Raw genomic sequence first — 23,901 nt, forward strand, 5'->3', positions numbered from 1 at the left:
GCTACATGTACTCATGGGAGTATGAGTGAACCAGTCGCTACACAAACTCCGGGACGATCCGCAGTCATCACCGGGTACACCGCAACGACGGCGCTGTCGGACGGAGCTGAATCGACGTGGGATCTTCTGCTTCGCGGACGCAGCGGTATCGGCCGGCTCGACCAGGATTTCGTGTCGCACTACGATCTGCCCGTCCGTATCGGAGGGGTACTGCACTTCGACGTGTCAGCGTCGCTCAGCCGGGTGGAGCAACGTCGGCTGTCGTTCATCGAACAACTGGCAGTCGTGCTGGGACGCCGATTATGGGCGGAATCCGGCCTTGCCGAGATGGATTCGGAACGTCTGACCGTCGCGGTCGGGACGGGGTTGGGCGGCGGCGACGCCTTGATCGGTGCGGTCGATGCCATGCGTGCCGGAGGCTATCGAAAGGTATCGCCGATGTCGGTCCCGATGATCATGCCCAACGGTCCCGCCGCACACATCGGGTTGGAGGTCGGCGCGAAGGGAGGTGTCTTCACCCCGGTTTCGGCGTGCTCCTCCGGTTCCGAAGCGCTAGCCCACGCTTGGCGGCTGATCACGACCGGTGAGGCCGACGTCGTGATTGCAGGCGGCGTCGAAGGGTGTATCGACGCCGTCCCGATCGCCAGCTTCTCGATGATGCGCGCGATGAGTACGCGAAACGACGAGCCCAGCCGGGCGTCGAGGCCATTCGATCGGGATCGCGACGGCTTCGTCTTCGGTGAAGCAGGTGCACTGATGATTGTCGAATCCGAAGACCATGCCCGAGCTCGGGGCGCGCATATCCACGGGCGGCTCATGGGCGCTGGAATCACCTCGGACGGATATCACATCGTGGCCCCGGATCCGGAGGGCAATGGTATTCGCCGAGCGATGATCAAAGCCATTCGTAGTGCGGGGCTGAGCAATCCCGACATCGGTCACGTCAACGCCCATGCCACCGCAACACCTCTCGGCGACCTTGCGGAAGCGCGGGCGATCGAGGCGGTCGCCGGACAAGCGTCCGTCTATGCGCCCAAGTCGGCTTTGGGCCATTCCATCGGAGCGGTCGGCGCACTCGAAGCGATACTGACAATGCTGACAATCCGCGATTCCGTTGTGCCGCCAACTCTCAACCTGGAAAACCTCGACGCTGCCATCGATCTCGACGTCGTCACCGGTACGCGCGACCAGCACATCGACTATGCGCTGACGACCTCGGTAGGATTCGGTGGTCATAACGTTGCACTCGTACTGGGCGCTGCGTGACGCTCCCGCAGCGCCTAGTCGTTCGTCACTCCTACTGCGTCGTCGTGTGGTTCCTGGATCGCAACCAGCGCGGCAGGCGAACCCGAACGGCACTGACCGCGTGGTCCCACCGCAATGCGAAGGAGATGATGTGGGGCAGAAATCGAACCGCGGATCCGCGGTGAGGCAGTGCTGCGATCACGGCCTGATCCTCCGCCGTGTCCAATCGCGCACCATCGCGCCCTGCCATTCGACCGATAACGTGCAGCGCGGCGAGTTGGTGGGTATCGAGTGCGCTGTGCCCGTTGTCGAGTTTCACCACGCGCACGTCAGGAAGGAGCGCTGCGGCCAGCTCGGCAATGGGCGGGGGCGTCCGCAGATCGCGAGCACCCAGGATGATCGTCATCGGCCAGTCGAACTGCGGCATACTGCCGCGGACGTCGAACGGTTCGCGTGCGAAGTCTGGGTACTTCTCGGCAGCGGCGGCGAACTGGGTCGCAGGGTCGAAGGGCTTGCCGTCCGGCGTTGGAGCGTAATTCAATTCGGTGAACGCAATCTGGCCTACTGGACCGAATTCCATCACATAGGGCGACGCGATGTCGTTGCCTATTTCACTGTTCCCGATCTGCGTGACGAATTTCCACGTTTGTATCGCGCGCCCGGTAGCCGCCTGGGTGAGAACTCGGCGAAGGAGCGCCCTCCCGCCGAACTCGTACACGATTCGTGCGACGTCGGAGGCCTGATCCTGATCGAAACCGGCCGTCACCAGACTTCTGAGGAGACGAGCACAGTCAGCGAGCTCAGGGGCGTCCCCGTCCCAAAGCAGCGAACGGCAGTGTGAACGAACGATGTGGTGGTCTTCCGCGGACAGCACCACCGAGTCGAGGATCATCCCGGCAACGCGCTCGGGATGCGCGATCCCGAATCCCGCCGCGAGGTAAGTACCGTACGAGGAGCCGTACACGATGGCTTCGCTGATTTCCTCTGCAGCGAGCACAGCTTCGATATCGTCGACGGCCAACATGATGCTGATCGCGCTGGCCGGCAGCGGATTTCCGTTCGTATCGCAGCGAGAAAGCCCTATCCCTCGATGTTCGATCATGATGGTGTGGATGCCGTGTTTGGCTGCTCGCGCGCGAAATTGCCGATACGGAAGTATCGATGCCAGTCCAGGTCCGCCGGGGAGAACAACGACGGGCACCCCGTCGGACGGACCGGTCCGTGTGTACGCCAGGTCGAACTCCGGACTGCCCTCTACCGCAGGTCGTCTCAGTGTGCGGAGTCCCGGACTCCCTGTTGCTTTCCTGCGTGCGTTTTCGCTTCTTCTATTGGTCACGGTTCGGCTCCTGAAACAGGGTCGTGGCAAACTTCGTCAGTAACGTCCGGCCGGCGGGAACGGTGATTTCGGTTCCCGGCGTCAGCGATTCGAGCGTGATGCCGACAATGAGTGCAATAACCGTATTCGACGTGTCATCGATTTCATCCGGCTCGATGAACCCCTCGGCTGCGAATTGTCGTAGCCAGCGCCGCATGTGTTCATGCGATCGGGCCGCTGCCGCCGCGAGCAGTCGCTGATTGCCGGTGTCGTGATTGGGACCGAGCGCCGACGAATAGACACTGAACCACAGGCTGAGGGCAGTGGGATCGTCAAGTTCCGACGGAAGGAATTGTTGGACCATGCTCGAAATACGATCAGCGAGCGGGGCCGAGGGATCGAGCACGACCGAGTCGTCGATGATGTTGTCGACTCTTCGTTCGACGATCGCGTCGAACAAGTCTTTTTGGCTGGGAAAGTAGTGTCGAAGAGTCCCGATTCCAACCCCGGCCTTGGCCGCGGTGGCCCTGACGGTCACGGCCTCCAGCCCCTTCGAATCCGCAATGCGAGTTGCAGCTTCGAGGATCGACTCCCGTCTGTTCGCTTCTGATGAACTGTCCACAGCGTTACGTTAGCACGTTGTACTAGTACTGCGTACTAGGATGTTCTGGGACTCCGCCTACGAAATGGACGTCGGGCCGATGTTCTCGGTGACGTGCCAACCGTCGCTGTTCTCGACCAAATACGTTGTGCCGAATCCGCAATCGACTCCACACCAGAATCCGGCGCCGACCTCGACTGCTCCGTCGTCGCGCGTCGAAATTGCCGATAAGCCGACGACGACTCCGTCGTTAACAACTCCAGTGAGTCCCTGACCGCCTGGGTCGATCCGGCTTTCGCGAGTGTCGATGAATTCGATTAGCGGCAACTCCTCGGATTGCCGCTCGATCTCGGACTGAATTGACTCGTCGAGTGGTGCTGCACCCCCTGCGAGGAAGAAGCTGTCGGAAATGCCCGACGAACGGTGGTCGATGACGTACACAGCCTTGAACGGGGATGGGTCGCCCACCCCGAAGGTGTGATCTGTCAAAACCAGGCGACGCAACACCGCTGCGTAGATCTGGGATTCAGTACTGGGCGCTACCTGAACTTCCGAAGAGGTGGGCGGCTTCGAGGTCTGTTGCTCGTCAACATCCGCCGCGCACCCGGCCGTGCCGAGCGCAAGAACGAGAATCAACCCCGATGTCCGATTTCTCATCACCGGACGGTACCGCCGATCCGGTTGGGTTACCGAGTGATTTCATGGATGGGTATGGACACATAGGATTCGGTGGTGACTGGCGCAGACGCGGTGGGTGTCGATGACGACATCCCGGATCGGAAAATACCGTCGTGGCTTCGTGAGACGGCGATCCTCGTTGTGGTCGCTTTGGTCCTCAGCGTTCTACTGCAGACGTTCGTCGGTCGGGTCTACCTCATCCCGTCGGAATCGATGGAACCGACACTTCACGGGTGCGATGGATGCACCGGTGATCGGATCGTCGTCGACAAGATCAGTTATCGATTCGGTGAGCCACGGCGGGGAGATGTCGTCGTGTTCCGGGCGCCCACCTCATCCTGGAACGTCGGTTACTCATCGACGCGATCGACCAATCCTGTTGCTCATGCCCTACAAGATGCAGGCTCGTGGATCGGCCTGGTCGCACCGGACGAGAACACTCTCGGCAAGCGGGTCGTCGCGACCGGCGGACAGACGGTGCAGTGCTGCGACGATCGAGGTCGAGTCCAAGTCGACGGACAGTCGATCGACGAACCATATGTTGTCATGGACTTTCCGTTCGTCCCTGATTCCCTTACATGCACCACGGCACCGGAGTCGGGGCGTTGCTTCGGTCCCGTGACCGTGCCGGCGGGGAACTTGTGGATGATGGGCGACAACCGCAGTGGTTCAGCAGATTCGAGGGCACACGTCTCGGATGAGCTATCCGGAACGGTGCCCGTCGACGATGTCGTCGGGAAGGCGCGGTTGATCGTTCTTCCACCGTCACGCTGGGGTGTCATCGCTTCGCGATGAGTGAGAGAAGGACAGGGCTGATCACGCAGGGACTTGACCCGCTGGGGTTGACGGGCGCGTTCGGCCGTGGTCTTGTGTACTGAAGTGACGCCGTAACATCCCTGCCCGTCCGGGGGTGTAGGCACTCGATACCGACAGGGCGACCGTGAGGCCGTCATGTTATCTCGTATCTCTGTGCGTCGTTCGACCGTGGCGCTGTGGCTTGTCTTTTTCGTCAACGGTGCTGTGCTGGCGAGTTGGGCTCCGCGTATCCCAGAAGTCAAGTCCGGCTTGTCGCTCTCCGATGGTCAGGTGGGGTGGACACTGCTGGGAGTGGCAGTAGGTTCGATTCCGGCCCTGATCGGCACCGCGCGCGTCCTCAGCTGGGTGTCCGTTCGACAGGTTTGTGCCATAACGGCGTTCACCTTTCCTCTTGCACTCCCATTGATTGCCCTCGCGCCCAATGGATGGGCCCTCGCTGCGGCTCTGACCGTCCTTGGATTCGCCAGCGGATCGCTCGATGTCGCCATGAACTCGGCGGCGATCGAGTGGCAGAATCGAACTGACACAACGATTCTGTCTCGTCTGCATGGCGGCTACAGTTTGGGTGTTCTGGTTGGTGCTGTCTTCGGCGCGGTCGCTACCGTGTTCGACGTGAGCGTACTCGCGCACTTCTGCGTCGTCAGCGCATGCTTGACGGCGCTCGCAGTTGGGGCCTCGACATTCTTGCCACCGACGGATGGACCGAAGAGTGCTTTCTACGAACGCAATTCGCTACCTCGTGGCAGTCGAGTGCGGTGTTCCCGCAGATTGTCGATTCCCGTATCGGTTGCAGTGATGGCTATTGCGGCTTTGCTGGTGGAAGGCACGGTCACCGATTGGTCTGCGCTGTTGCTATCTCGTGACTACGCGGCCGGTGATTCGATCGGTGCGGCGGCTGTGGTCGTATTCAGTTGCTCGATGTTTCTCTCACGCAGCTGCGGTGACTTTGTCGTCGACCGCCTGGGTGCTCGAACGACAGTGAGTGTTGCGGCGGCCGTGATCGCTACGGCGGCATTTCTGGGGTTGGTCGTGCAGGAGCAATTCTTGGGTGCAGTACTTGCCTTGGGCTTCATCGGCGCCGCGCTCGGACCCGTGTTCCCGATTCTGATCACCGCGGCAGGACGTCGAGGTCGCGATGGTGTCGCGGTGGCAACTGCGCAGGTGAGTGTCGTCGGTTACGGCGCTTTCCTGGGTGGCCCGCCGCTGGTCGGACTCTTGGCCGAAAAGATAGGTTTTTCAACGGCGTTCGTTTTGATCATGCTCGTGTGCTGTCTGGTGCTGGCCAGTCAGTCGCTTGCGCACGCGGCTGACAGCGATGATGCACACCGCGAGACCCGCTAGAAGCAATGCAATGGACAACACATCGAGCCCGGCAACTTTGCCGATCCCCGGCACGACGAAGAAGAAGGCCCCAAACATGGCGAGGGTACCGATTCCGGGTCCGCCGAAATATCTGCGTGTGCGCTCGTTCGCCTCGTGGGCACGATTGCTCATGAGGCCAATCCTATCGCTGGACCGTGCTGCGCTTCGAGAACGTGTTCCACGCCATCATTATGACGCTCAGGGCGAGACCCCACCCAACCATGCAGAGCACAACCCCTACGCCTGATTGCCCAGTGGCGTCGGTACTCGCCTCGATGCAGAATGCTGTCGAGAATCCGGCGGTAGTGCCCAGCGCCGCTGTGTATCTCCCGGTTTCGGTCCAGCGCGATAACCGCGCCGCCCACAAGCACAGCAGTACTACCGTCGCACCGCATGCGACAACCTGCCACGTTGGGAACTCCCTCGGCGCTGGTAGACCAGGTCCGCGGAACTGGCCGCGTTGATCGGCGGACCAGCTCAACCACCCGGCGCACGAAACGAATCCGAACACGAAGGCAGTCGCTCCGGTAGCCCACAAACCCAGACGGCCCGCGCCCATGCCCTTCTCCGATTTCGAGGACTTGCGCCACAGCAGAAGCGCGCAGAACGCCGAGGGTACGCCTACAAATATGAAGACGATCCATAGAAACTGTGGCCACGAGAAGTCGACTGTCATTCCCTCGACGGTATCGGACGCAGACTCCACGCGTGCCGCCTTGCGGCCAGTCGACCGGCGCTACCTCGTCCGAAGCCCGGGCGTTGCTGCGATGTCCGCCAATTGCTCGACCGTCAGAGCGCCGGTGGCGGAGACGTCGATCAGACTCCCATCCGAGGTGTGTGCGCGGGCGCGGCCGCCGTTCTCGCCTTCCGAGATGTCGATGACGGTCCCGTCGGCCAGCGTGCGCCGCTCGTCGACGTATCCGGCGAAGTAGGGGCCCGCGGGTTCGTCGGTCTGCTGCACGACGACGACCAGCTCGCTCTCGGCGCCGTCTATCGAAATGGTTCCGGTGGCCGTCGTCTCGCTCCCGAACGGCACGAACCGTAGTGGTTCGAACATCGAGTAGGGAAGAACAACAACATTGTTCGGCAAAGCTGCGAGCAGCGCGTCGGACATTGTTGTGGCTTTGGTCTCCGAGAACCAGCCGTAGGTCGGGTCGGCGTACCTCTTGTCCTCGACGAACGCATAGTTGATCCGTTGCATGTCCTCGGGCTGGACGACCTCGTCGCACCCCGGGGCAGCGATCGCGTCGGATTGCGGATCGTTCAGGAAACCTGCAACAACGGTTCCAGAAACGACGATCGCGACGATCACTGCGGCTGTCGACCACGCAGACGTCGATCCGCGCGTGCCTGCAGAGTTCATGTGGTCCCAATCTGTCGATGAAACGCTCCACGCCGAGTCTTTCAGAGCGTGGGTGTCATCTTCCCGTCAGGACTGAGCGAGCCGCCGTAAAGGAACCGTAAGGACGGCTGCTGAAGCCCGTTCTCGGGCGTAGACATGTCCCGACCAGCACGTCCACTGCGTGTTGCCGAAGACGATGAAAGAGGCACGAAAAGACATGGCTGATCTGGGCTACTTGGCCGTCGTCGCCGCAGGATTCGGTGTGTGTGCACTGATCCTGCGAGCGTTGGCCTCCGCAGGGAAGGCCAAGACGAAATGACTGCCGACGGTGTGGTCAGTGTCGTGCTGATCATGATCGCCGCTGCGGTCATCGTGTACCTGTTCGTCGCGCTGCTCGATCCGGAAAGGTTCTGACGCTTTCATGACTTCTGCTCTTGCAGCGACGCTTCAAATCGCCGTGGTCGTGGTCGTTATTGCGGCCGCCTACATTCCGCTTGGCGATTACATCGCCAAGACCTTCACGAGCGAACGTGATCTGCGCGTCGAGGCGTTGATATTTCGGCTGTGCCGCATCGACTCACGTGCCCAGCAGACCTGGGTCGGATACGCACTGTCGGTGCTCGGATTCTCAGCCGCGAGTGTCCTGTTCCTGTATGTTCTGCAACGGGTTCAGGGCGTTCTGCCGCTGAACGGCGGCCTGTCGGGGGTCAGCCCCTCGGTTGCGTTCAATACCGCGATCTCCTTCGTCGCGAACACCAACTGGCAGTCGTACGTACCCGAGTCGACGATGTCGAACCTTACACAGCCTCTCGGACTGGCCGTGCAGAACTTCGTCTCCGCCGCCGTGGGATTGGCCGTGGCAATCGCCGTCATCCGCGGATTCGTTCGGGTACACACTGGCGGTGAGATCGGCAATTTCTGGGTCGACCTGATCCGCGGTACCCTTCGCGTTCTTCTACCTCTGTCGTTCGTGATCGCGTTGATTCTGCTGACTCAGGGCGTGATTCAGTCGTTCGACACTGGGTTCGCCTCGACTGGTCTCGACGGTTCCGCGGCCACCAACGCATTGGCGCCGGTCGCGTCTCAGGAGGCGATCAAGGAACTCGGCACCAACGGCGGCGGCATCCTTGCAGCCAATTCAGCGCATCCATTCGAGAACCCGACGCCGCTGACGAACGTCGTGGAAATCATTGCAATACTGTTGATTCCGGTATCTCTGACTCGGACTTTCGGAACGATGGTCGGCGACCGCAAACAAGGCCTGACCCTGCTCGCAGTGATGAGCGCACTGTTCGCGACCCTTCTCGCTGTCACTGCCGCAGCGGAATCGGGAACCCGCGGCGTCGCCGCACGCGCCGCTGGCTCGATGATGGAAGGCAAGGAAGTCCGCTTCGGCATTCCCGGATCGACTCTGTTCGCGGTCGCTACGACAGGAACCTCGACCGGCGCCGTCAATTCCGCCCACGACAGTATGTCCCCTCTCGGTGGTGGTGCGGTGTTGCTCAACATGCTCTTCGGTGAAATCTCGCCCGGCGGTGTGGGAACCGGGTTGTACGGACTTCTGGTCCTCGCGATCATCGCGGTGTTCGTCGGCGGGCTCCTCGTCGGACGCACGCCCGAGTATCTGGGGAAGAAGATCGGGCAACGCCAGATCACCCTCGCGGCCTTGTCGGTCCTCGTCATGCCGGCGCTGGTGTTGGTCGGAACCTCGATCACCGTCATTCTGTCCTCCACCAGCGGCTATCAGGGAAATGCCGGTGATCCAGGGACTCCCGGATCGATCCATGGCTTCACCGAGGTGCTCTACGCCTACGCTTCGGCCTCCAACAACAACGGCAGCGCATTCGGCGGGCTCACGGTCACGAGCGACTGGTTCCAGATCTCGCTCGGAATCGCCATGCTTCTCGGACGCTTCCTGCCGATCATTTTCGTTCTGGCGCTTGCCGGCTCGCTGGTGACGACCAAGCGAACACCGCCCAACCCCGGCACTTTGCCGACCCGAGGTCCGTTGTTTGCGGCCCTGGTTCTCGGAACCGCCGTGTTGGTTGCGGCTCTCACGTTCTTCCCCGCCCTGGCCCTGGGCCCGATAGCAGAGGCACTGCAATGACAGTCACCATCGCGCCGCCGACCGAAACCGACGACGCATCGACGCCCGTACGCGGCGGCTATTTCAGTCCCCGTCAGATGTGGACGTCGCTGCCGTCGGCGTTCGCCAAACTCGACCCGCGTCATCTCGCCCGTAACCCGGTGATGTTCGTCGTTCTCGTCGGCTCGGTCGTGACCACCGTCCTGGCCGCCGTGAACCCATCCGTTTTTGCGTGGCTCGTCGCAGCGTGGCTGTGGTTCACACTGTTGTTCGCGAACCTGGCGGAATCGGTGGCGGAGGGTCGTGGCAAAGCGCAAGCCGCAAGCCTTCGCGCGGTCAAACGCGACACCGTGGCACGCCGGCGTGCACATGACGGAACCATCGAGGAAGTCGCGGGAACCGAACTGGCCGTCGGCGATGAAGTAGTCGTCTCGGCGGGTGAGATCATTCCCGGCGACGGTGACGTGATCGAAGGCATTGCGACGGTAGACGAGTCGGCCATCACCGGCGAGTCAGCTCCGGTCGTCCGTGAATCGGGCGGCGACAGATCGGCCGTCACCGGCGGCACCGGTGTGTTGTCCGACGAGATCGTCGTACGCATCACCGCAGCACAGGGACAGACGTTCGTCGATCGAATGATCGCACTCGTCGAAGGCGCATCGAGGCAGAAGACACCCAACGAAATTGCCCTGAACATTCTGCTCGCGTCGCTGACGATCATCTTCCTGCTCGCGGTCGTCGCGATCGGACCGATGGGGGCGTACGGGGGCGAAGCGCAAGATCCGATCAAGCTCATTGCTCTGCTGGTGTGCCTGATTCCGACCACGATCGGGGCGCTCTTGTCGGCGATCGGCATCGCGGGTATGGACCGGCTGGTGCAACGCAACGTCCTTGCCATGTCGGGACGCGCTGTCGAAGCAGCAGGCGATATCGGCACCCTGCTGATGGACAAGACCGGAACCATCACGTTCGGCAACCGTCGCGCCACCGGCTTTCATCCGGCGCCCGGAGTTGCAGCCGAGGAGCTGGCTGTGGCAGCTCGACTCTCGTCGCTGGCGGACGGAACACCGGAAGGCCGCAGCATCGTCGACCTCTGCAGCCTCGACTACTCGTTGCCGCCGCACGCAACCGAATCCGAGATGAGCGGCGAGTTCGTCGCGTTCACTGCCCAAACACGAATGAGCGGAATCGATCTGGACGGTGTTCGGATACGCAAAGGCGCAACGGATTCGGTGCTGTCCTGGGTTCGGGCCGAAGGCGGGTCCGCGTCCGACACCAGCACCGACACCAGCATCGACGCAATCACCGACATAGACGACATTGCTCATACCATCGCCGAGATGGGAGGCACGCCGCTCGTTGTTGCAACGGCGTCGAACGACAGCCCTGCACGTGCTCTGGGTGTGATCGAATTGTCCGACGTCGTCAAACCGCATATTGCCGAGCGATTTGCGCAACTGCGAGCCATGGGAATCCGTACGGTGATGATCACCGGTGACAACCCTCTGACAGCGAAAGCCATTGCCGCCGAGGCCGGTGTCGACGACTACCTGGCCGAAGCAACGCCGGAGGACAAGCTCGCGCTCATCCGCAAGGAGCAAGAGGGCGGCAGGCTCGTCGCGATGACCGGTGACGGCACCAACGACGCCCCGGCGCTCGCCCAGGCCGATGTCGGCGTCGCCATGAACACCGGTACGTCCGCTGCCAAGGAAGCCGGCAACATGGTCGACTTGGATTCGGATCCGACCAAGTTGATCGAGGTGGTCGAGATCGGCAAGCAACTTCTCATCACCCGGGGGGCGTTGACGACGTTCTCGCTCGCCAACGACCTGGCGAAGTATTTCGCGATCCTTCCGGCGCTGTTCAGCGCGGTCTATCCGCAGCTCGGCGCGCTGAACATCATGGGGTTGGCGACGCCGGAGTCGGCGATTCTCTCTGCGGTGATCTTCAACGCGCTGGTCATCATCGGACTCATTCCGTTGGCACTCAAAGGTGTTCGGTATGTGCCGTCGAGTGCGTCGACGTTGCTGCGACGAAACCTGCTGCTGTACGGGGTGGGTGGAGTGGTGACCCCGTTCGTCGGCATCTGGCTCATCGACCTCGTCGTTCGTTTCATTCCAGGGATTGGTTGATCATGCGGTTCGCACAAAGATTCTTCGGTCAGATCGTGGCTGGAATGACGGTACTTCTGGTCCTGACGGTGATCCTCGGCGTCGGGTATCCCGCGGCCGTGTGGGCGGTGAGTCGACTCGGGGCTCATTCGGCGGAGGGGTCACCGCTCACCGACGCGCAGGGGTGTGTGGTGGGCAGCAGCTTGATCGGTGTCGACCCTCAGGTCGAGCCCGGTCGACCGGACCCCTACTTTCATCTGCGCACCACCGGCTCGGTCGCGGAGGGCGACGCGTTCGCCCCGGGCGACCCGAGCGCAGCGCTACCGACGAATCAGGGACCCAGCAGTGAACTGCTGGCCTCCTTCGTCGAGCAGCGTCGAGAGTCCATCGCCGAGCGCGAAGGTGTAAATCCGTCGGATGTTCCGGTGGACGCAGTGACCGGGTCGGGGTCGGGGATCGACCCTCACATCAGTCCGGAATATGCCGCGATACAGGTGGCCAGGGTGGCGAGCGTCAACGAGATTCCCGTGGCCGACGTCGAGGCTCTGGTCAGTGAATACACCCACGGACGGCAGTACGGTGTACTCGGAGAGGCTGCCGTATCCGTCCCGGAGCTCAACGTCGCGCTGGGGCTGACGGCGCCGTCCTGCAGTACCGAATAGAAGGGGAAGTCAGTGTCAGTGGCCGGTGAGTTGCGCATCTATCTCGGCGCAGCTCCGGGCGTCGGGAAGACGCTGGCGATGTTGAACGAGGCGCACCGACGCAAGGACCGTGGCTGCGACGTCGTCGCCGCAGTCGTCGAGACGCATGGACGCCAGCGCACCGCCGAGGCGCTGGCAGGCATCGAGATGGTCCCACCGACCCCGGTGACCTATCGCGGGGTTGTCGTACCCGAGCTCGACGTCGACGGCGTGCTCGCCCGACATCCCGACCTCGTTCTGGTCGACGAGCTGGCGCATACGAACACTCCTGGCTCGCGCAACGGTAAACGGTGGCAGGACGTGATGGAGCTTCTCGATGCCGGGATCGACGTCGTCTCGACGGTCAACGTGCAGCATCTGGAGTCGCTGAACGATGTGGTCAGTCAGATCACCGGCGCTACGCAGCGTGAGACCGTTCCGGACGATGTGGTTCGAGGGGCCGCGCAGGTCGAACTGGTCGACGTGACCCCGGAAGCATTGCGTCGCAGAATGTCCCACGGCAACATTTACGCGCCCGACAAGGTCGACGCCGCCCTGAGCAACTACTTCCGGCTCGGGAATCTGACGGCACTGCGCGAACTTGCCTTGCTGTGGACGGCCGACCAGGTCGATGCCGCACTCGTGAAGTACCGCACCGACAATCGCATCACCGACACATGGGAGGCGCGCGAACGAGTGCTGGTGGCGGTCACCGGCGGTCCCGAATCGGAGACGTTGGTGCGTCGAGCGAGCCGCATCGCCTCGAGATCGAGTGCCGAACTGATGGTTCTGCATGTTGTCCGCGGCGACGGGTTGACGGGTGTGTCGGCGCCCCGGATGGGCGCAGTCCGTACATTGGCCGCTGCCCTCGGTGCCAGCATGCACAGCGTCGTCGGCGAGGATGTACCCGCAACGCTGCTCGAGTTCGCCCGCGGAGCGAACGCGACCCAAGTGGTCATCGGCACGTCGAGACGGTCGCGGCTGGCCCGGATCCTCGACGAGGGAATCGGCGCAGCCGTCGTGCAGAACTCGGGCAAGATCGACGTACACATGGTCACCCACGACGAACGCTCTCGGCGATGGCGACTCCAGGTAGGCCAGGGAAGCCGGCGCGTCTTGTCGTGGATTGCGGCGATCGTGGTGCCGTGCGTTGCTTCAGCAATTCTCGCGCTCGTGGATCCGCAATTCGATTCCAGTGGAGAGAGCGCGCTGTTCTTCATGGTCGTGCTGTGCGTCGCATTGCTCGGCGGCGTTGCGCCCGCTGCACTCTCGGCGTTGATCGCGGGGTTCTTGCTCAACTTCTTTTTCACCGCACCGCGATACAGCTTGACCGTCGCCGAACCGGAGAACTTCGTCGTCACCATCGTGCTGCTCGTCGTGGCCGTGGCCGTCGCCGCCTTGGTCGACGCTGCGGCCAGTCGGACTCGCGAGGCAAGGCATGCGTCGAGGGAAGCCGAACTGTTGACGCTGTTCGCAGGGTCGGTCCTCCGAGGTGCCGACCTCGACGCTCTGCTGAACAAGGTTCGAGAAACCTACGGACAGCGTTCGGTCCTGCTCGTGGAGGATTCCACGGACGAGGTGGTCGGATCGGTCGGCGAGCCGTCCGACTCGGCAGATGCCACTCGAATCGACTCCCCAGGAGGGGACTTCACGCTGCTGCTGCACGGGCCACGCACTCGGGCTCGTGATCGTAGAGTGCTGACCGCCGTGGCGAATCAAGCCGCGGGACTGGTCCGCCAGGCGCGATTGAGTGAGGAGGCGAGTCGTGCCACCGCTCTTGCCGAAGCGGACGTTCTGCGGCGGGCACTGCTGTCCGCCGTGAGTCACGACCTTCGGACGCCCCTCGCTGCCGTCAAAGCTGCGTCCTCGTCGCTGCGTAGTACCGACGTGGAGTTCTCGGCCGAGGACACCGCGGAACTGGTGGCCACTATCGACGAGTCCGCTGATCAATTGACTGCCCTCGTCGCCAACCTGCTCGATTCGTCCCGGTTGCAGGCCGGCGTCGTACGGCCGACAGTCGTGCCCGTGTATGTCGAGGACGCAGTGCACAGGGCGATGGTCGGGACTGCGGCGTCAGCGGAAAAGGTGCACGTCGATGTCGGCGACACCCGAGTTCTCGCCGACTCAGGTCTACTCGAGCGCGTCCTCGCGAACCTGGTGGACAACAGCGTGCGTCATGCACCGGGAAGCGAGATTCGGATCAAGGCAACCGAACTCGGTGACCGAGCGTCCATCACGGTGGCAGATAGTGGCCCAGGTATTGCGCGGGGGGCCGAAACCACGATGTTCGACGCCTTCCAACGCCTCGGCGATCGCAACAACACCGTCGGTGTCGGCCTCGGGCTGTCGGTGGTGAGAGGTTTCGTCGAGGCAATGGGTGGAAAAGTCGACGCGTCCGATACGCCGGGTGGCGGTCTCACGATCACCGTCGACCTGCAGGCGGCGACGTGAGCGATACGCCTCGGATCAGAATCCTGATCGTCGACGACGAACCTCAGATCGTTCGAGCGTTGCGTATCAATCTGAAGGTGCGCGGGTACGACGTCGCCACTGCAGCATCGGGTTCCGAGGCGCTGCGGGTTGCGGCCGACTTTCATCCCGAGATCGTCCTGCTCGATCTCGGGCTACCGGATTTCGACGGCATCGACGTCATCGGCGGGTTGCGTGGGTGGACGGACATTCCCATCGTCGTGCTCTCAGCGCGAACGGACTCCGCGGATACCGTCGAAGCACTCGACGCAGGCGCGGACGATTTCGTCACCAAGCCGTTCGAGATGGACGCATTGCTTGCCCGGCTACGTGCAGCACTGCGAAGGGGTCCTCGTGCAGTGGAAGAGGCTGTAGTGCAGACGGATTCCTTCTCGGTCGACCTCAGTACCAAGACCGTCACCCGCGACGGGAAGACCGTACACCTCACGAGAACCGAGTGGGGCGTGCTCGAACTGCTCGCCCGAAACCGCGGAAAGCTCGTCTCGCAGAAAGAGATACTGCAGACGGTATGGGGACCGAAGCACGAGCGCGAGACACACTATCTGCGAATCTATCTCGGCCAACTCAGGCAGAAGTTGGAGGACGACCCGTCGCAACCGCGGCATCTGCTGACCGAGACCGGAATGGGCTATCGGCTGGTGTGAGGCGGCTTCGCCGCTCGTGCGTGCGTAGTTACGTTCTGGGGTAACTACGCACGCACGGGGCGCGGAGCGCCGTCAGCCACCCAGCACCACACCCTCCCGGCGTGGGTCGGCGCCGCCGGTCCAACCACCGTCCGTGCGCTGCAGGGCACTGAGCCCGCTCGACTGGTCGGCTACCGAGACCTTGTGCCCCCACTGCTCGAGCTGCTGCACGACGGGGTCGTCCGGCCCTGTGACGTTGGGGTGCTCGCCGCCGTAGTTGGTCGACGGTGAGTTCGCGGCACCGAAGTCCACCATCGACACCGCCTGCTGCGGGTTCATACCCCAATCGAGAATGCCCACCAGGGTTTTGACGACGAACTGGATGATGACCGAACCGCCTGGCGATCCGGTGACCAGCGCAAGGTCACCGCGTGTTCCGTCGTCCTGGCGGTCGAACACCAAGGTCGGTGCCATCGAGCTGCGCGGCCGCTTGCCCGGCTCGACGCGGTTGGCAAGTGGCGTGCCGTCGGGCGAAGCGGGCTCGGCGGAGAAGTCCGTCAGCTGGTTGTTGAGCAGAAAGCCGTCGACCATGTGGAACGAGCCGAATGCCGACTCGACTGTCGTGGTCATCGACGCTGCGTTGCCGTAGCTGTCGACGATCGAGATATGACTGGTTCCGTGTTCCTCGTCAGTGGATGACGCAAACTTGACTGGCCCGAAATCGCCGTGTTGCGCGGTACCCATGCTGCGGGTCGGGTCGATCAGTGCGGCGCGTTCGGAGAGGTATTGTGGGTCGAGCAACGCGTCCGGCGAATTGCCCGGCAGCGGAACGAAGTCCGGGTCGGCGACGTAGAAGTCGCGGTCCGCGTACGCGAGCCGCTCAGCCTCCGAAATCAGGTGTACGCCCTCGGCGGTGGGAATGCCGCCGTCGGCGTCCAAGGAACCCGGTGCGAGCGGTGCCATGTCGAAGTTCGACAGAATTCCCATCGTCGACGCGACCGCTATTCCTCCGGAGGACGGTCCTGGCATGCCGCAGATGTCGTGGTCCCGGTACTCGGTGCACACGGCGGTGCGCGCTTTCGGTTCGTACGCGGACAGGTCCTCCAGGGTGAGCAAACCTGGTGTTCGTCCCGCGGTCGTGTCCGCCGCGGTGTCGACGATGGCCTGAGCGATATCGCCGGTGTAGAAGGCGTCCGCGCCGCCCGAGGCGATGGCGGACAACGTCTTCGACATGGCGGGGTTGGTCAGTACGGTGCCTGCCGATTTACCAGCGCCGTCGGCGGAGAGGAAGTAGTCCTTCGACGCAGGGTCGAGGGCGAGTTTCGGCGCGGAGTCGGCGATCGACTGGGCCATGCGCGGGCTGATCTCGAACCCGTTGTCCGCGAGGGCAACAGCGGGATCGAACAACTGCGACCAATCCTGCTTCCCGTGGTCGGCGTGTGCCTGTTCGAGCATGCGGACCACCCCGGGAACACCGATGGACCTGCCGCTCGATCGTGCGTCCGGTTGTGGCACAGTGCGGTTCACATCGTCGATGTAGCGAAGGTAGTCGCCGGTTGCGGCCGCGGGTGCCACCTCGCGTCCGTCGTAGGCCTGTATATCGCCCGATGCGGCGTCGTAGTAGAGCAGAAAAGCACCGCCGCCGATGCCGGACGACTGCGGTTCGACGAGGCCGAGAACCGTTTGCGCCGCGATCAGGGCGTCGGCGGCCGTACCGCCGTCTCGAAGTACCGCACACGCTGCCTCGGTGGAGATTGGATTCGCCGTCGAGACGGCGAAGTCCGATTCTTCGACAGGCTGCATCCCCGACCGATAGCCCGTCGCGATCTCCGGGTTGGTACCGATGTCGCCTCCGGCGGACGGGGGTGCCGTCGACGTCGACACAGTGTCGGTCTCCGGTGCCATGCAGGACGCCGCGTCCTCGTCCTGGGATGAACTGCACGCCGAGACAGGGACGAGGATCAGAGCGAAGGCAACTGTGAATAGCCGTTTCGGATGCACCGTCCCGACGCTATCTCACGAAACGCGGGTGGCGCCCTGCTTCAGCCAGTGTTGCAGTGGCGCAGGCCTTCCGTACAGGTACCCCTGCGCGAATCTGCAGTGGAGAGCTTCGATGGCTCTTGCCTGCTTCTCGGTTTCGACGCCCTCGGCGACGGTGGATACCGGGAGGGCGCGCGCCATCGCAGCGATGGCGGAGACCAGCGAGCCCCCGGAGTTCGTCGTACCGATCTCCGCGATGAAGGATCGGTCGATCTTGAGCAGTCCGATGGGAAGCTCTCGCAGGCGACTGAGGGAGGAGTATCCGACGCCGAAGTCGTCGAGAACGATCAGCACGTTCATTTCCGCAAGCCGATCGAGCACTGCCTTGGCGGCGAACACATCGTCGATCAACGCAGTTTCGGTGACCTCCAGTGCGAGGTCGGAGCCCTCGAGGCCGACCTCGTCGAGCAACTGCTCCACGATGCCGGGGAGGGAGTCGTCGCGCAGCTGGACCGGCGAGATGTTGACCGACATGGTGACGTCCTGGCCCGCGGCGCGCAGGGCCGCGAGGTCCATCATCGCCGTACGGAGAACCGCCTCGCCGATCTCGCCGATGAGATCGGTCGATTCCGCGATGGGGACGAATTCGTTCGGTCCTCGGAGCCTGCCTCCGTGTCGCCACCGGACGAGGGCTTCGTAGACCACGGTGGTGCGGGTCGAGGTCATGACGATGGGCTGGTAGTGGACCTCGAGCTCCCCGCGTCGGACGGCGCCGCGCAGGGCGGTCGCTGTCTCGAGCGCTGCAGTGGACGCGGCTCGGAGTGACTCGTCGTACACCGCGGACCGGGACGCGCCGAGCGACTTCGCGTGGTACATGGCTGTGTCTGCTTCGCGGATGAGGTCGTCCATCTCGTGTCCACGGTTGGTGGTGGCCGCGATTCCGATCGATGCTGTGATGTAGACGCTCGCGGCGCTCAGCACGAACGGTTCGGCGATCCGATCGATCACGGCCTGTGCCAGTGCTTCCATCTCGGGCCGGGTGCATCGGCCGATCACGATGAACTCGTCTCCCGCGTACCGCACTACCGTGTCCGACGATCGAACAGTGGCTCGAATCCGATGCGCCGTGGCGGCGATCATCTCGTCGCCGACCCGGTGGCCGTACGAGTCGTTGACCACCTTGAAATTGTCGAGGTCCACGAACAGCACGAACGGTCGCCCCGGCTTGTCCTGTGCGACGAGTCGGGCGAACTGGTCGGCGAGCAAAGTGCGGTTGGGAAGCCCGGTGAGCGTGTCGTGCGCGGCCCGGTATCGGGCGTCGTCCTCGCTTCGTTCCATCAGCCCCATGGCGCGCTCGCCGCGCAGGAAACTGCCCATGAGGATGGCCGAGAGAAGTGTTGACCGCACTACGAGATCGGCCGTCGACACCGCGGTGCCGAGTATCGGAATAGCGGCGCACACCAACAGCATCACGACGAGAAATGCGGAACGGCGGCGATGACGAGGCGCGGAGCGTTGGCGCTGGGCCATCGTCACCATCTGGGGGTGCAAGGCCGCGAGCCCTACGGATGCGTACCCGAAGAGGTAGATCCCGTCGAGCAGTCCAGGAGACAGAGGAGACGAGCGCGAGAGGAAATACGCGTACGCGAGGTCGCCGACGAAGATGGACAACAACGCGATCATCAGCATGCGCAGCGACGCGTTGCCGCGTTTCGACGACATCAGAAGGTACGCCGCAAGCGTGATCATCCCGGCGTCGATCGCGGGGTACACACCGTTGAGGACCGCCGCAGCGGTGTTCATGTCCGAGTCGAGCAGTGGGGAGATGAGCAGTACCCACGACAGGAAGAGCGCTCCGATGGCGATCAGGCTGGCATCGATCAGCGGCGTGATGTCGTCGCGCGATCGGCGTTCGAGAATCCATCGGGCGAGAGCGGTGCCGATCAGCACGTATCCGGACAGCATGAAGGCGTTCGACAGGGCTGTGACACCGGCGGGGTACATGTTCGGGTCACCCCGAAGTCCCACGCCGACCAGAAACAGGGCTGCTGCAGCAAAAAGGCACCACCACGACGTGGAGTCGGCGGGCTTGAAACGCCTGATGCCCACCCCGACGGCGATGATGGACCCGATCGCGAAGGTACCGAGGACGATCGATCGAGTCGAGGCGTCTCCGATGTAGAAGACGACGCTGGCCGCGAGCAGGACAGAGACGAGACCGAGGTACTTGGGCCCTGCTGTGAACACCCGCTGCATCGACGGCGCCCTCGTGTCCATCGAAGGCCCCCTCACCTGGTGCAGTAGTAGACGAACCGCCCGACAAGGTTCGCCCTGTCGTGGAGATTACTTCAGGACGGTACTAGTGCGCGCGGAACCGCCCAGCGGAGACTTGGGCAAGCGCGATGAGTTCTGCCGGTCGCGCGGGTCGAACCGAAAGAACTCATCCTTTTTCCGACAGGAGTCCACCATGACCGTGCATGGCACCACAAGACCTAGCGTGACCGCTCTCAACCGACCGCGTGCGGTCATTTTCGCCACCGTGGCGGCGTTGCTCGTCAACCTCCTGCTCTGGGTCGTCGGTCTCGCTGCCGGCGGGTCGTTCGAACTGACCGACGCCGGCACAACGATGGCCGTTGCTCCCGGTGGCGTCGTGATGCTGACGGTCGTACCGATAGTGATCGGGATGTCGATCGCCGCGATCGTCTCGCTGCGCTGGCTGGGCGTCATCAGACTCGCCCAGGTCGTCGGGGTCCTCGCGCCGTTGGGGACTATCGCCATGACGGTAGCTGCCGACTTCGACGCAGTCAGCACAGTTGTGCTTTCTCTGATGCACGTCGTCATCGCAGTGGTGGTGCCCGCTGCGCTCGAATCCATGCTGCGCGGGGCCGCCGCAGGCACGGCACAGGCGTCGCCGGCCGTGTAGGAGGACACTTCGCATGCGCGTCAACTCACGGTTGACGTCTTGGGATCGTCAACCTATGGTTGACGAATGACAAAACCAACGCAGGTATCCGTTCCGGTCCGGCTCGACGACTTGATCGACGCCATCAAGAAGGTCCACGACAACGAATTGGAGCAACTGTCCGATGCCGTGATTGCATCGGACCATCTCGGTGATCTCGCCGACCATCTGATCGGACATTTCGTCGACCAGGCCCGTCGGTCGGGAGCGTCGTGGACCGATATCGGGCGCAGCATGGGTGTGTCCAAGCAGGCCGCACAGAAGCGATTCGTACCCAAGGGTCCGGAACAGGATCTCGATCCGGAGCAGGCGTTCTCGCGATTCACTCCGCGAGCGAAGAACGTCGTGGCGGCGTCGATGAACGAAGCACAGGCCGGGCAGAATGCAGAGATCGTCCCCGCGCACATTCTGCTCGGATTACTCGCCGAACCCGAGTCTCTCGGCGCGCGGTTCCTGCTGGCGTCGGGACGGACCGAGGCGTCCGTGCGCACCGCAGTCGCTCCCCTGCTTCCGGCGTCGGTCGAGGAGGCGCCTGCCCTCGTCCCGTACGACGCGGGCTCGAAGAAGGTCATGAAGCTGACGTTCCGAGAAGCGCTCCGACTGGGGCACAACTACGTGGGAACCGAACACATTCTCCTTGCGCTGCTCGAGTACGAGGACGGCAATGGGGTGCTCACGGACCTCGGGGTCGAGAAGTCGGTTGTCGAGGAGGAGCTCCTGGCCGCCCTTGCGCAATTCGAGTGAGGCTAGCTCGCCCTTCGAGCCCGAACGGCGATGTCGACGTCCTCCTCGATGAGACTTCCGTTGACGGCCCCGCCTGCTCGCACACCGGCGGCTGCAGAGCCGATCAGGTTTTCGGTGATACCCACGACGTTGCCAGCGGCGAACACCCCCGGAATCGACGTGGCGCCCATCGGATCGGCGGCAACTGCGGACCCCATCGCGTGCTCGCCCATCATGACATCGGTGACGGCGAGGCCCAGCTTCTCCAGTAGTGCCGCGTTGGCGGCAAAATGCGGTTTGACGACAACCGCCTGGATTTCGACGGTTTTTCCCGAGACCAGTTCGATGCCGACCAGAGCGTCGTTCGCGACGGCCAGCCCGGCGACCCGGTCCGTCACGACACCGATGTTTCGAGCGGCGAGTTTCTCGTACTCCTCGTCCGTCGGCTCGAAGCCCTCGGTGAACAGCACGACACGGTCGGACCACTGGCGCCACATCAATGCCTGATGCACGCCGAACGAGCTACCCATGATTCCTACGGTGTCGCCCCGAACCTCCCAGCCGTGGCAGAACGGGCAGTGCAGAACTTCTTTGCCCCACCGCTCGGCCACTCCGGGGATGTCGGGTAGTTCGTCGGTCAGGCCGGTGGCGAGCAGAAGGCGTCGCGCGCTTGTCGTCGAGCCGTCGGACAGCTCGACGGTGAACTGCCCGATACTGCCGTCGATGGACACGACTGAGCCGTCTCGGATCTCGGCACCATACGACTGCGCTTCACGGCGGCCCTTGTCCAGCAGTTCGAATGGCGGAATCCCCTCCAGTCCGAGGTAGTTGTGGGCGTGTGCGGCAGGTGCGTTGCGTGGTGAGCCGGCATCGACGACCAGTGTGCGTCGACGCGCGCGTGTGAGTGTGACGGCGGCCGACAGTCCTGCGGCTCCGCCGCCGATGATGATTACGTCGTACTCGGAGTTCGAAGTCATGCACCAACTCTGACGCGACTGCATCGATCTGGCAAGTAAGTTTGCCAAAATGGCAATCTATCGGAGTTGACCTGAACAAAGGTCGAGGTTGCAGAGTGGACTCATGACAGTTGCATACGAAGAGTTACCTCAGCTCATGACCCTGATGACCGGCGACGAAAAGCACGACGCCAGCGCAACATCCACGCTCGACATCATCTGGGTTCTCTATCACCATGTCCTGCACATAGATCCGGCGCACCCGGAGGAGCGCGACCGCTTCCTGTTGTCCAAGGGCCACGGCCCGATGGCCTACTACGCGGTTCTCGCCGCTCACGGCTTCCTCACTGCCGATCAGTTGAAGAGCTTCGGTGAGTTCGATTCGGTGCTCGGCTACCACCCCGACCGGACCCGCGCTCCAGGCGTCGAAATTTCGTCCGGTTCACTGGGACACGGACTTCCGATCGGGGTTGGCACCGCTACCGCGCTGAGAGTGCAGGGCCGCGGCGCGCGGGTCGTGGTGCTGCTCGGAGATGCAGAACTCGACGAAGGCAGCAACGCCGAAGCCATCCAGTACGCCGGACGCGCGAGCCTCGGGAATCTCACCGCGGTAGTCGTCGACAACTCTTCCGCCGGCCTCGGATGGCCAGGTGGCATACGTACACGATTCGACGTCGAAGGCTGGACGTCCACCGATGTCGACGGACGCGACCACGACGCGTTGCGCCGCGCATTCACCGCCGGAACCGACGATCGCCCACACGTCGTCGTCGCACATGTCGAAGCAAAGGATCAGTGATGACCACTTCCATCGAGCACACCACGGACCAACGTGAGCGCTTCTATTCGACGGTTCCGTCCATGCTCGCAGACGACGATCGACTCGCCCTCGTCCTGGCCGAGATCGGCGCGGGGTATCTGGAGCCGCACATCACCGAGGAGGCGCGATCACGGGTGTTCAACGTCGGGATTCGCGAGCAATTGCTCGTCTCGTTCGCGGGAGGTCTGGCGCTGGCTGGTATGCGGCCGATCGTGCACACATTCGCGCCGTTCCTGGTCGAGCGCCCGTTCGAGCAGGTGAAGTTGGACTTCGGGCATCAGGGGGTCGGCGGAGTGCTCGTCAGCTCAGGAGGCTCGTACTCCATGGCGTCCGCGGGCGAGACTCATTTCGGCCCGCGTGACGTCGCGCTTCTGGACACCTTGGACGGGTGGGAGGTACATGTTCCGGGTCACGCAGACGAAGCCGAGGAGGCCTTGCGCGAGGCCGCGCGTTCCGATGCTCGGGTGTATCTGAGGCTCGACGGAAAATCGAACCGTGAACGATATTCGGAGGGTTCGGGATTCACCGTTCTGCGAACCGGGACCCAGGGAACCGTCATCGCTGTCGGCCCCGTGACAGATGAGGTGCTCGCCGCGACGGAAGGCCGCGACGTGACCGTTATGTACGCGTCGAAGATACGGCCGTTCGACGCTCGGACCGTGCGTGCGACGCTGTCGAAGCCCGACGTCGTGATCGTCGAGCCGTACCTTGCCGGCACATCGGTCCCGCAGTTGTCGGACGCCCTGTCCGGTGTGCGACATCGTGTGCTCGGGCTCGGCGTCGGACGAGAGGAGTTGCGGAGGTACGGGAGCCGGAAGGATCACGAACGAGCCCACGGTCTCGACGTTCCGGGTCTTCGCTCGTCGATGAGCGACTTCTTCGACGCTGCCCCGGACTGAACTTACTCGCTGTCGGTTGCAGGGCCGTCGTGCGTCGCGCCGCCTTCGCCCGACCAGTCGCCCGACTCCTCACCTGCTGCGGGATCGGACTGAACGTCCTCCCGCGCGCCGTCGGCGTTCGATCCGGTGTCCTCGGTCTGTGGCTTGCCGTGCTCTTCGGTCGCGTCATGCTTTTCGGTCATTGCAGGGTCATACCCTCGCCGGGGCCGACT

General features: G+C 63.2%; 22 protein-coding genes. 13 read left to right on the forward strand and 9 right to left on the reverse strand.

Annotation, left to right across the window (positions count from 1 at the left end; translation table 11 throughout):
* Positions 1 to 21: 21 nt before the first annotated feature.
* Positions 22 to 1,266 (forward strand): KasA/KasB family beta-ketoacyl-ACP synthase, encoded by a 1,245-nt coding sequence (locus D8W71_RS04420; RefSeq protein WP_121111325.1) that lies wholly within the window; start codon positions 22 to 24, stop codon positions 1,264 to 1,266.
* A gap of 31 nt (positions 1,267 to 1,297) precedes the next feature.
* Here the strand turns inward: D8W71_RS04420 and D8W71_RS04425 are convergent, their stop codons facing one another.
* Genes D8W71_RS04425 through D8W71_RS04435 form a run of 3 tightly spaced genes read right to left on the reverse strand, consistent with a single transcriptional unit; the run spans position 1,298 to position 3,818 of the window.
* Entirely contained in the window at positions 1,298 to 2,581 is a 1,284-nt protein-coding gene (locus tag D8W71_RS04425) for an alpha/beta hydrolase (RefSeq protein WP_161965400.1), read from the reverse strand.
* On the reverse strand, positions 2,571 to 3,182 hold the full coding sequence (locus D8W71_RS04430; protein WP_121111329.1) for a TetR/AcrR family transcriptional regulator: 612 nt from the start codon (positions 3,180 to 3,182) through the stop codon (positions 2,571 to 2,573). Before D8W71_RS04430 ends, D8W71_RS04425 begins: the two co-directional genes overlap by 11 nt.
* A 57-nt stretch (positions 3,183 to 3,239) precedes the next feature.
* On the reverse strand, positions 3,240 to 3,818 hold the full coding sequence (locus D8W71_RS04435) for a hypothetical protein (protein WP_121111331.1): 579 nt from the start codon (positions 3,816 to 3,818) through the stop codon (positions 3,240 to 3,242).
* Positions 3,819 to 3,893: 75 nt separating this feature from the next.
* Between D8W71_RS04435 and lepB the strand changes: the two genes are divergently transcribed.
* Positions 3,894 to 4,634: a signal peptidase I gene (lepB, locus tag D8W71_RS04440; RefSeq protein WP_201265249.1), complete on the forward strand. Its 741-nt coding sequence runs from the start codon at positions 3,894 to 3,896 to the stop codon at positions 4,632 to 4,634.
* A gap of 174 nt (positions 4,635 to 4,808) precedes the next feature.
* The gene (locus D8W71_RS04445; RefSeq protein WP_161965401.1) at positions 4,809 to 5,996 is read left to right on the forward strand and encodes an MFS transporter; all 1,188 of its coding nucleotides are present in this window, start codon (positions 4,809 to 4,811) and stop codon (positions 5,994 to 5,996) included.
* 163 nt (positions 5,997 to 6,159) lie between these two features.
* Here the strand turns inward: D8W71_RS04445 and D8W71_RS04450 are convergent, their stop codons facing one another.
* Together D8W71_RS04450 and D8W71_RS04455 are read right to left on the reverse strand one after the other, a co-directional pair.
* Positions 6,160 to 6,693, reverse strand: coding sequence for a hypothetical protein (locus tag D8W71_RS04450; protein ID WP_121118570.1), 534 nt, complete (start codon positions 6,691 to 6,693; stop codon positions 6,160 to 6,162).
* Between the two features lie 60 nt (positions 6,694 to 6,753).
* Complete coding sequence (locus D8W71_RS04455) at positions 6,754 to 7,380, reverse strand: hypothetical protein (RefSeq protein WP_121111337.1); 627 nt, start codon at positions 7,378 to 7,380, stop codon at positions 6,754 to 6,756.
* A gap of 294 nt (positions 7,381 to 7,674) precedes the next feature.
* On the opposite strand from D8W71_RS04455, the gene D8W71_RS04460 reads away from it, so the two are divergent.
* From D8W71_RS04460 to D8W71_RS04485, 6 genes are read left to right on the forward strand one after another with little or no spacing between them, the layout of a single operon-like run.
* Entirely contained in the window at positions 7,675 to 7,773 is a 99-nt protein-coding gene (locus tag D8W71_RS04460) for a potassium-transporting ATPase subunit F (RefSeq protein ID WP_121111339.1), read from the forward strand.
* 7 nt (positions 7,774 to 7,780) lie between these two features.
* The gene (gene kdpA / locus D8W71_RS04465; protein WP_121111341.1) at positions 7,781 to 9,466 is read left to right on the forward strand and encodes a potassium-transporting ATPase subunit KdpA; all 1,686 of its coding nucleotides are present in this window, start codon (positions 7,781 to 7,783) and stop codon (positions 9,464 to 9,466) included.
* Positions 9,463 to 11,577, forward strand: coding sequence for a potassium-transporting ATPase subunit KdpB (gene kdpB, locus D8W71_RS04470; RefSeq protein WP_121111343.1), 2,115 nt, complete (start codon positions 9,463 to 9,465; stop codon positions 11,575 to 11,577). The genes kdpA and kdpB overlap by 4 nt, the downstream gene beginning before the upstream one ends.
* A 2-nt stretch (positions 11,578 to 11,579) precedes the next feature.
* A complete protein-coding gene (locus D8W71_RS04475) occupies positions 11,580 to 12,218 on the forward strand; it encodes a potassium-transporting ATPase subunit C (protein ID WP_121111345.1) in 639 nt (212 codons plus the stop codon).
* A 12-nt stretch (positions 12,219 to 12,230) separates the two neighbouring features.
* The gene (locus D8W71_RS04480; protein ID WP_121111347.1) at positions 12,231 to 14,687 is read left to right on the forward strand and encodes a sensor histidine kinase; all 2,457 of its coding nucleotides are present in this window, start codon (positions 12,231 to 12,233) and stop codon (positions 14,685 to 14,687) included.
* Positions 14,684 to 15,370 (forward strand): response regulator, encoded by a 687-nt coding sequence (locus tag D8W71_RS04485; RefSeq protein ID WP_121111349.1) that lies wholly within the window; start codon positions 14,684 to 14,686, stop codon positions 15,368 to 15,370. Before D8W71_RS04480 ends, D8W71_RS04485 begins: the two co-directional genes overlap by 4 nt.
* 72 nt (positions 15,371 to 15,442) lie before the next feature.
* Here D8W71_RS04485 and ggt read toward each other — a convergent pair whose 3' ends face one another.
* Complete coding sequence (gene ggt / locus D8W71_RS04490; protein ID WP_236077902.1) at positions 15,443 to 17,254, reverse strand: gamma-glutamyltransferase; 1,812 nt, start codon at positions 17,252 to 17,254, stop codon at positions 15,443 to 15,445.
* Between the two features lie 111 nt (positions 17,255 to 17,365).
* Positions 17,366 to 19,606 carry a putative bifunctional diguanylate cyclase/phosphodiesterase gene (locus tag D8W71_RS04495; protein WP_121111353.1) on the reverse strand — a complete coding sequence of 747 codons (2,241 nt, stop codon included), beginning with the start codon at positions 19,604 to 19,606 and terminating at the stop codon, positions 17,366 to 17,368.
* A 190-nt stretch (positions 19,607 to 19,796) separates the two neighbouring features.
* Between D8W71_RS04495 and D8W71_RS04500 the strand changes: the two genes are divergently transcribed.
* Positions 19,797 to 20,252, forward strand: a complete 456-nt coding sequence (locus tag D8W71_RS04500; RefSeq protein WP_121111355.1) for a DUF6069 family protein — start codon at positions 19,797 to 19,799, stop codon at positions 20,250 to 20,252.
* 66 nt (positions 20,253 to 20,318) lie between these two features.
* Positions 20,319 to 21,035, forward strand: coding sequence for a Clp protease N-terminal domain-containing protein (locus tag D8W71_RS04505; protein WP_121111356.1), 717 nt, complete (start codon positions 20,319 to 20,321; stop codon positions 21,033 to 21,035).
* Between the two features lie 2 nt (positions 21,036 to 21,037).
* Here the strand turns inward: D8W71_RS04505 and D8W71_RS04510 are convergent, their stop codons facing one another.
* The gene (locus D8W71_RS04510; RefSeq protein ID WP_121111358.1) at positions 21,038 to 21,991 is read right to left on the reverse strand and encodes an NAD(P)/FAD-dependent oxidoreductase; all 954 of its coding nucleotides are present in this window, start codon (positions 21,989 to 21,991) and stop codon (positions 21,038 to 21,040) included.
* Between the two features lie 103 nt (positions 21,992 to 22,094).
* Here D8W71_RS04510 and D8W71_RS04515 point away from each other — a divergent pair, with 103 nt between their 5' ends.
* Together D8W71_RS04515 and D8W71_RS04520 are read left to right on the forward strand one after the other, a co-directional pair.
* Positions 22,095 to 22,769 (forward strand): transketolase, encoded by a 675-nt coding sequence (locus D8W71_RS04515; RefSeq protein ID WP_121111360.1) that lies wholly within the window; start codon positions 22,095 to 22,097, stop codon positions 22,767 to 22,769.
* The gene (locus D8W71_RS04520; protein WP_121111362.1) at positions 22,769 to 23,689 is read left to right on the forward strand and encodes a transketolase family protein; all 921 of its coding nucleotides are present in this window, start codon (positions 22,769 to 22,771) and stop codon (positions 23,687 to 23,689) included. Before D8W71_RS04515 ends, D8W71_RS04520 begins: the two co-directional genes overlap by 1 nt.
* 2 nt (positions 23,690 to 23,691) lie before the next feature.
* Here D8W71_RS04520 and D8W71_RS04525 read toward each other — a convergent pair whose 3' ends face one another.
* Positions 23,692 to 23,871: a hypothetical protein gene (locus D8W71_RS04525; RefSeq protein ID WP_121111364.1), complete on the reverse strand. Its 180-nt coding sequence runs from the start codon at positions 23,869 to 23,871 to the stop codon at positions 23,692 to 23,694.
* Positions 23,872 to 23,901 lie beyond the last annotated feature (30 nt).

The organism is Rhodococcus sp. P1Y, assembly GCF_003641205.1.
Taxonomy (GTDB): domain Bacteria; phylum Actinomycetota; class Actinomycetes; order Mycobacteriales; family Mycobacteriaceae; genus Rhodococcoides.

Bases quoted from the DNA above. Each gene is read 5' to 3' on its own strand.
- D8W71_RS04510 (WP_121111358.1), bottom strand. From the start codon at position 21,991: ATGACTTCGAACTCCGAGTACGACGTAATCATCATCGGCGGCGGAGCC.
- D8W71_RS04460 (WP_121111339.1), top strand. From the start codon at position 7,675: ATGACTGCCGACGGTGTGGTCAGTGTCGTGCTGATCATGATCGCCGCT.
- D8W71_RS04520 (WP_121111362.1), top strand. From the start codon at position 22,769: ATGACCACTTCCATCGAGCACACCACGGACCAACGTGAGCGCTTCTAT.
- ggt (WP_236077902.1), bottom strand. From the start codon at position 17,254: ATGGCACCGGAGACCGACACTGTGTCGACGTCGACGGCACCCCCGTCC.
- D8W71_RS04500 (WP_121111355.1), top strand. From the start codon at position 19,797: ATGACCGTGCATGGCACCACAAGACCTAGCGTGACCGCTCTCAACCGA.
- D8W71_RS04420 (WP_121111325.1), top strand. From the start codon at position 22: ATGAGTGAACCAGTCGCTACACAAACTCCGGGACGATCCGCAGTCATC.
- D8W71_RS04455 (WP_121111337.1), bottom strand. From the start codon at position 7,380: ATGAACTCTGCAGGCACGCGCGGATCGACGTCTGCGTGGTCGACAGCC.
- D8W71_RS04525 (WP_121111364.1), bottom strand. From the start codon at position 23,871: ATGACCGAAAAGCATGACGCGACCGAAGAGCACGGCAAGCCACAGACC.
- D8W71_RS04505 (WP_121111356.1), top strand. From the start codon at position 20,319: ATGACAAAACCAACGCAGGTATCCGTTCCGGTCCGGCTCGACGACTTG.
- D8W71_RS04515 (WP_121111360.1), top strand. From the start codon at position 22,095: ATGACAGTTGCATACGAAGAGTTACCTCAGCTCATGACCCTGATGACC.
- kdpB (WP_121111343.1), top strand. From the start codon at position 9,463: ATGACAGTCACCATCGCGCCGCCGACCGAAACCGACGACGCATCGACG.
- D8W71_RS04475 (WP_121111345.1), top strand. From the start codon at position 11,580: ATGCGGTTCGCACAAAGATTCTTCGGTCAGATCGTGGCTGGAATGACG.
- D8W71_RS04495 (WP_121111353.1), bottom strand. From the start codon at position 19,606: ATGGACACGAGGGCGCCGTCGATGCAGCGGGTGTTCACAGCAGGGCCC.
- D8W71_RS04450 (WP_121118570.1), bottom strand. From the start codon at position 6,693: ATGACAGTCGACTTCTCGTGGCCACAGTTTCTATGGATCGTCTTCATA.
- kdpA (WP_121111341.1), top strand. From the start codon at position 7,781: ATGACTTCTGCTCTTGCAGCGACGCTTCAAATCGCCGTGGTCGTGGTC.
- D8W71_RS04435 (WP_121111331.1), bottom strand. From the start codon at position 3,818: ATGAGAAATCGGACATCGGGGTTGATTCTCGTTCTTGCGCTCGGCACG.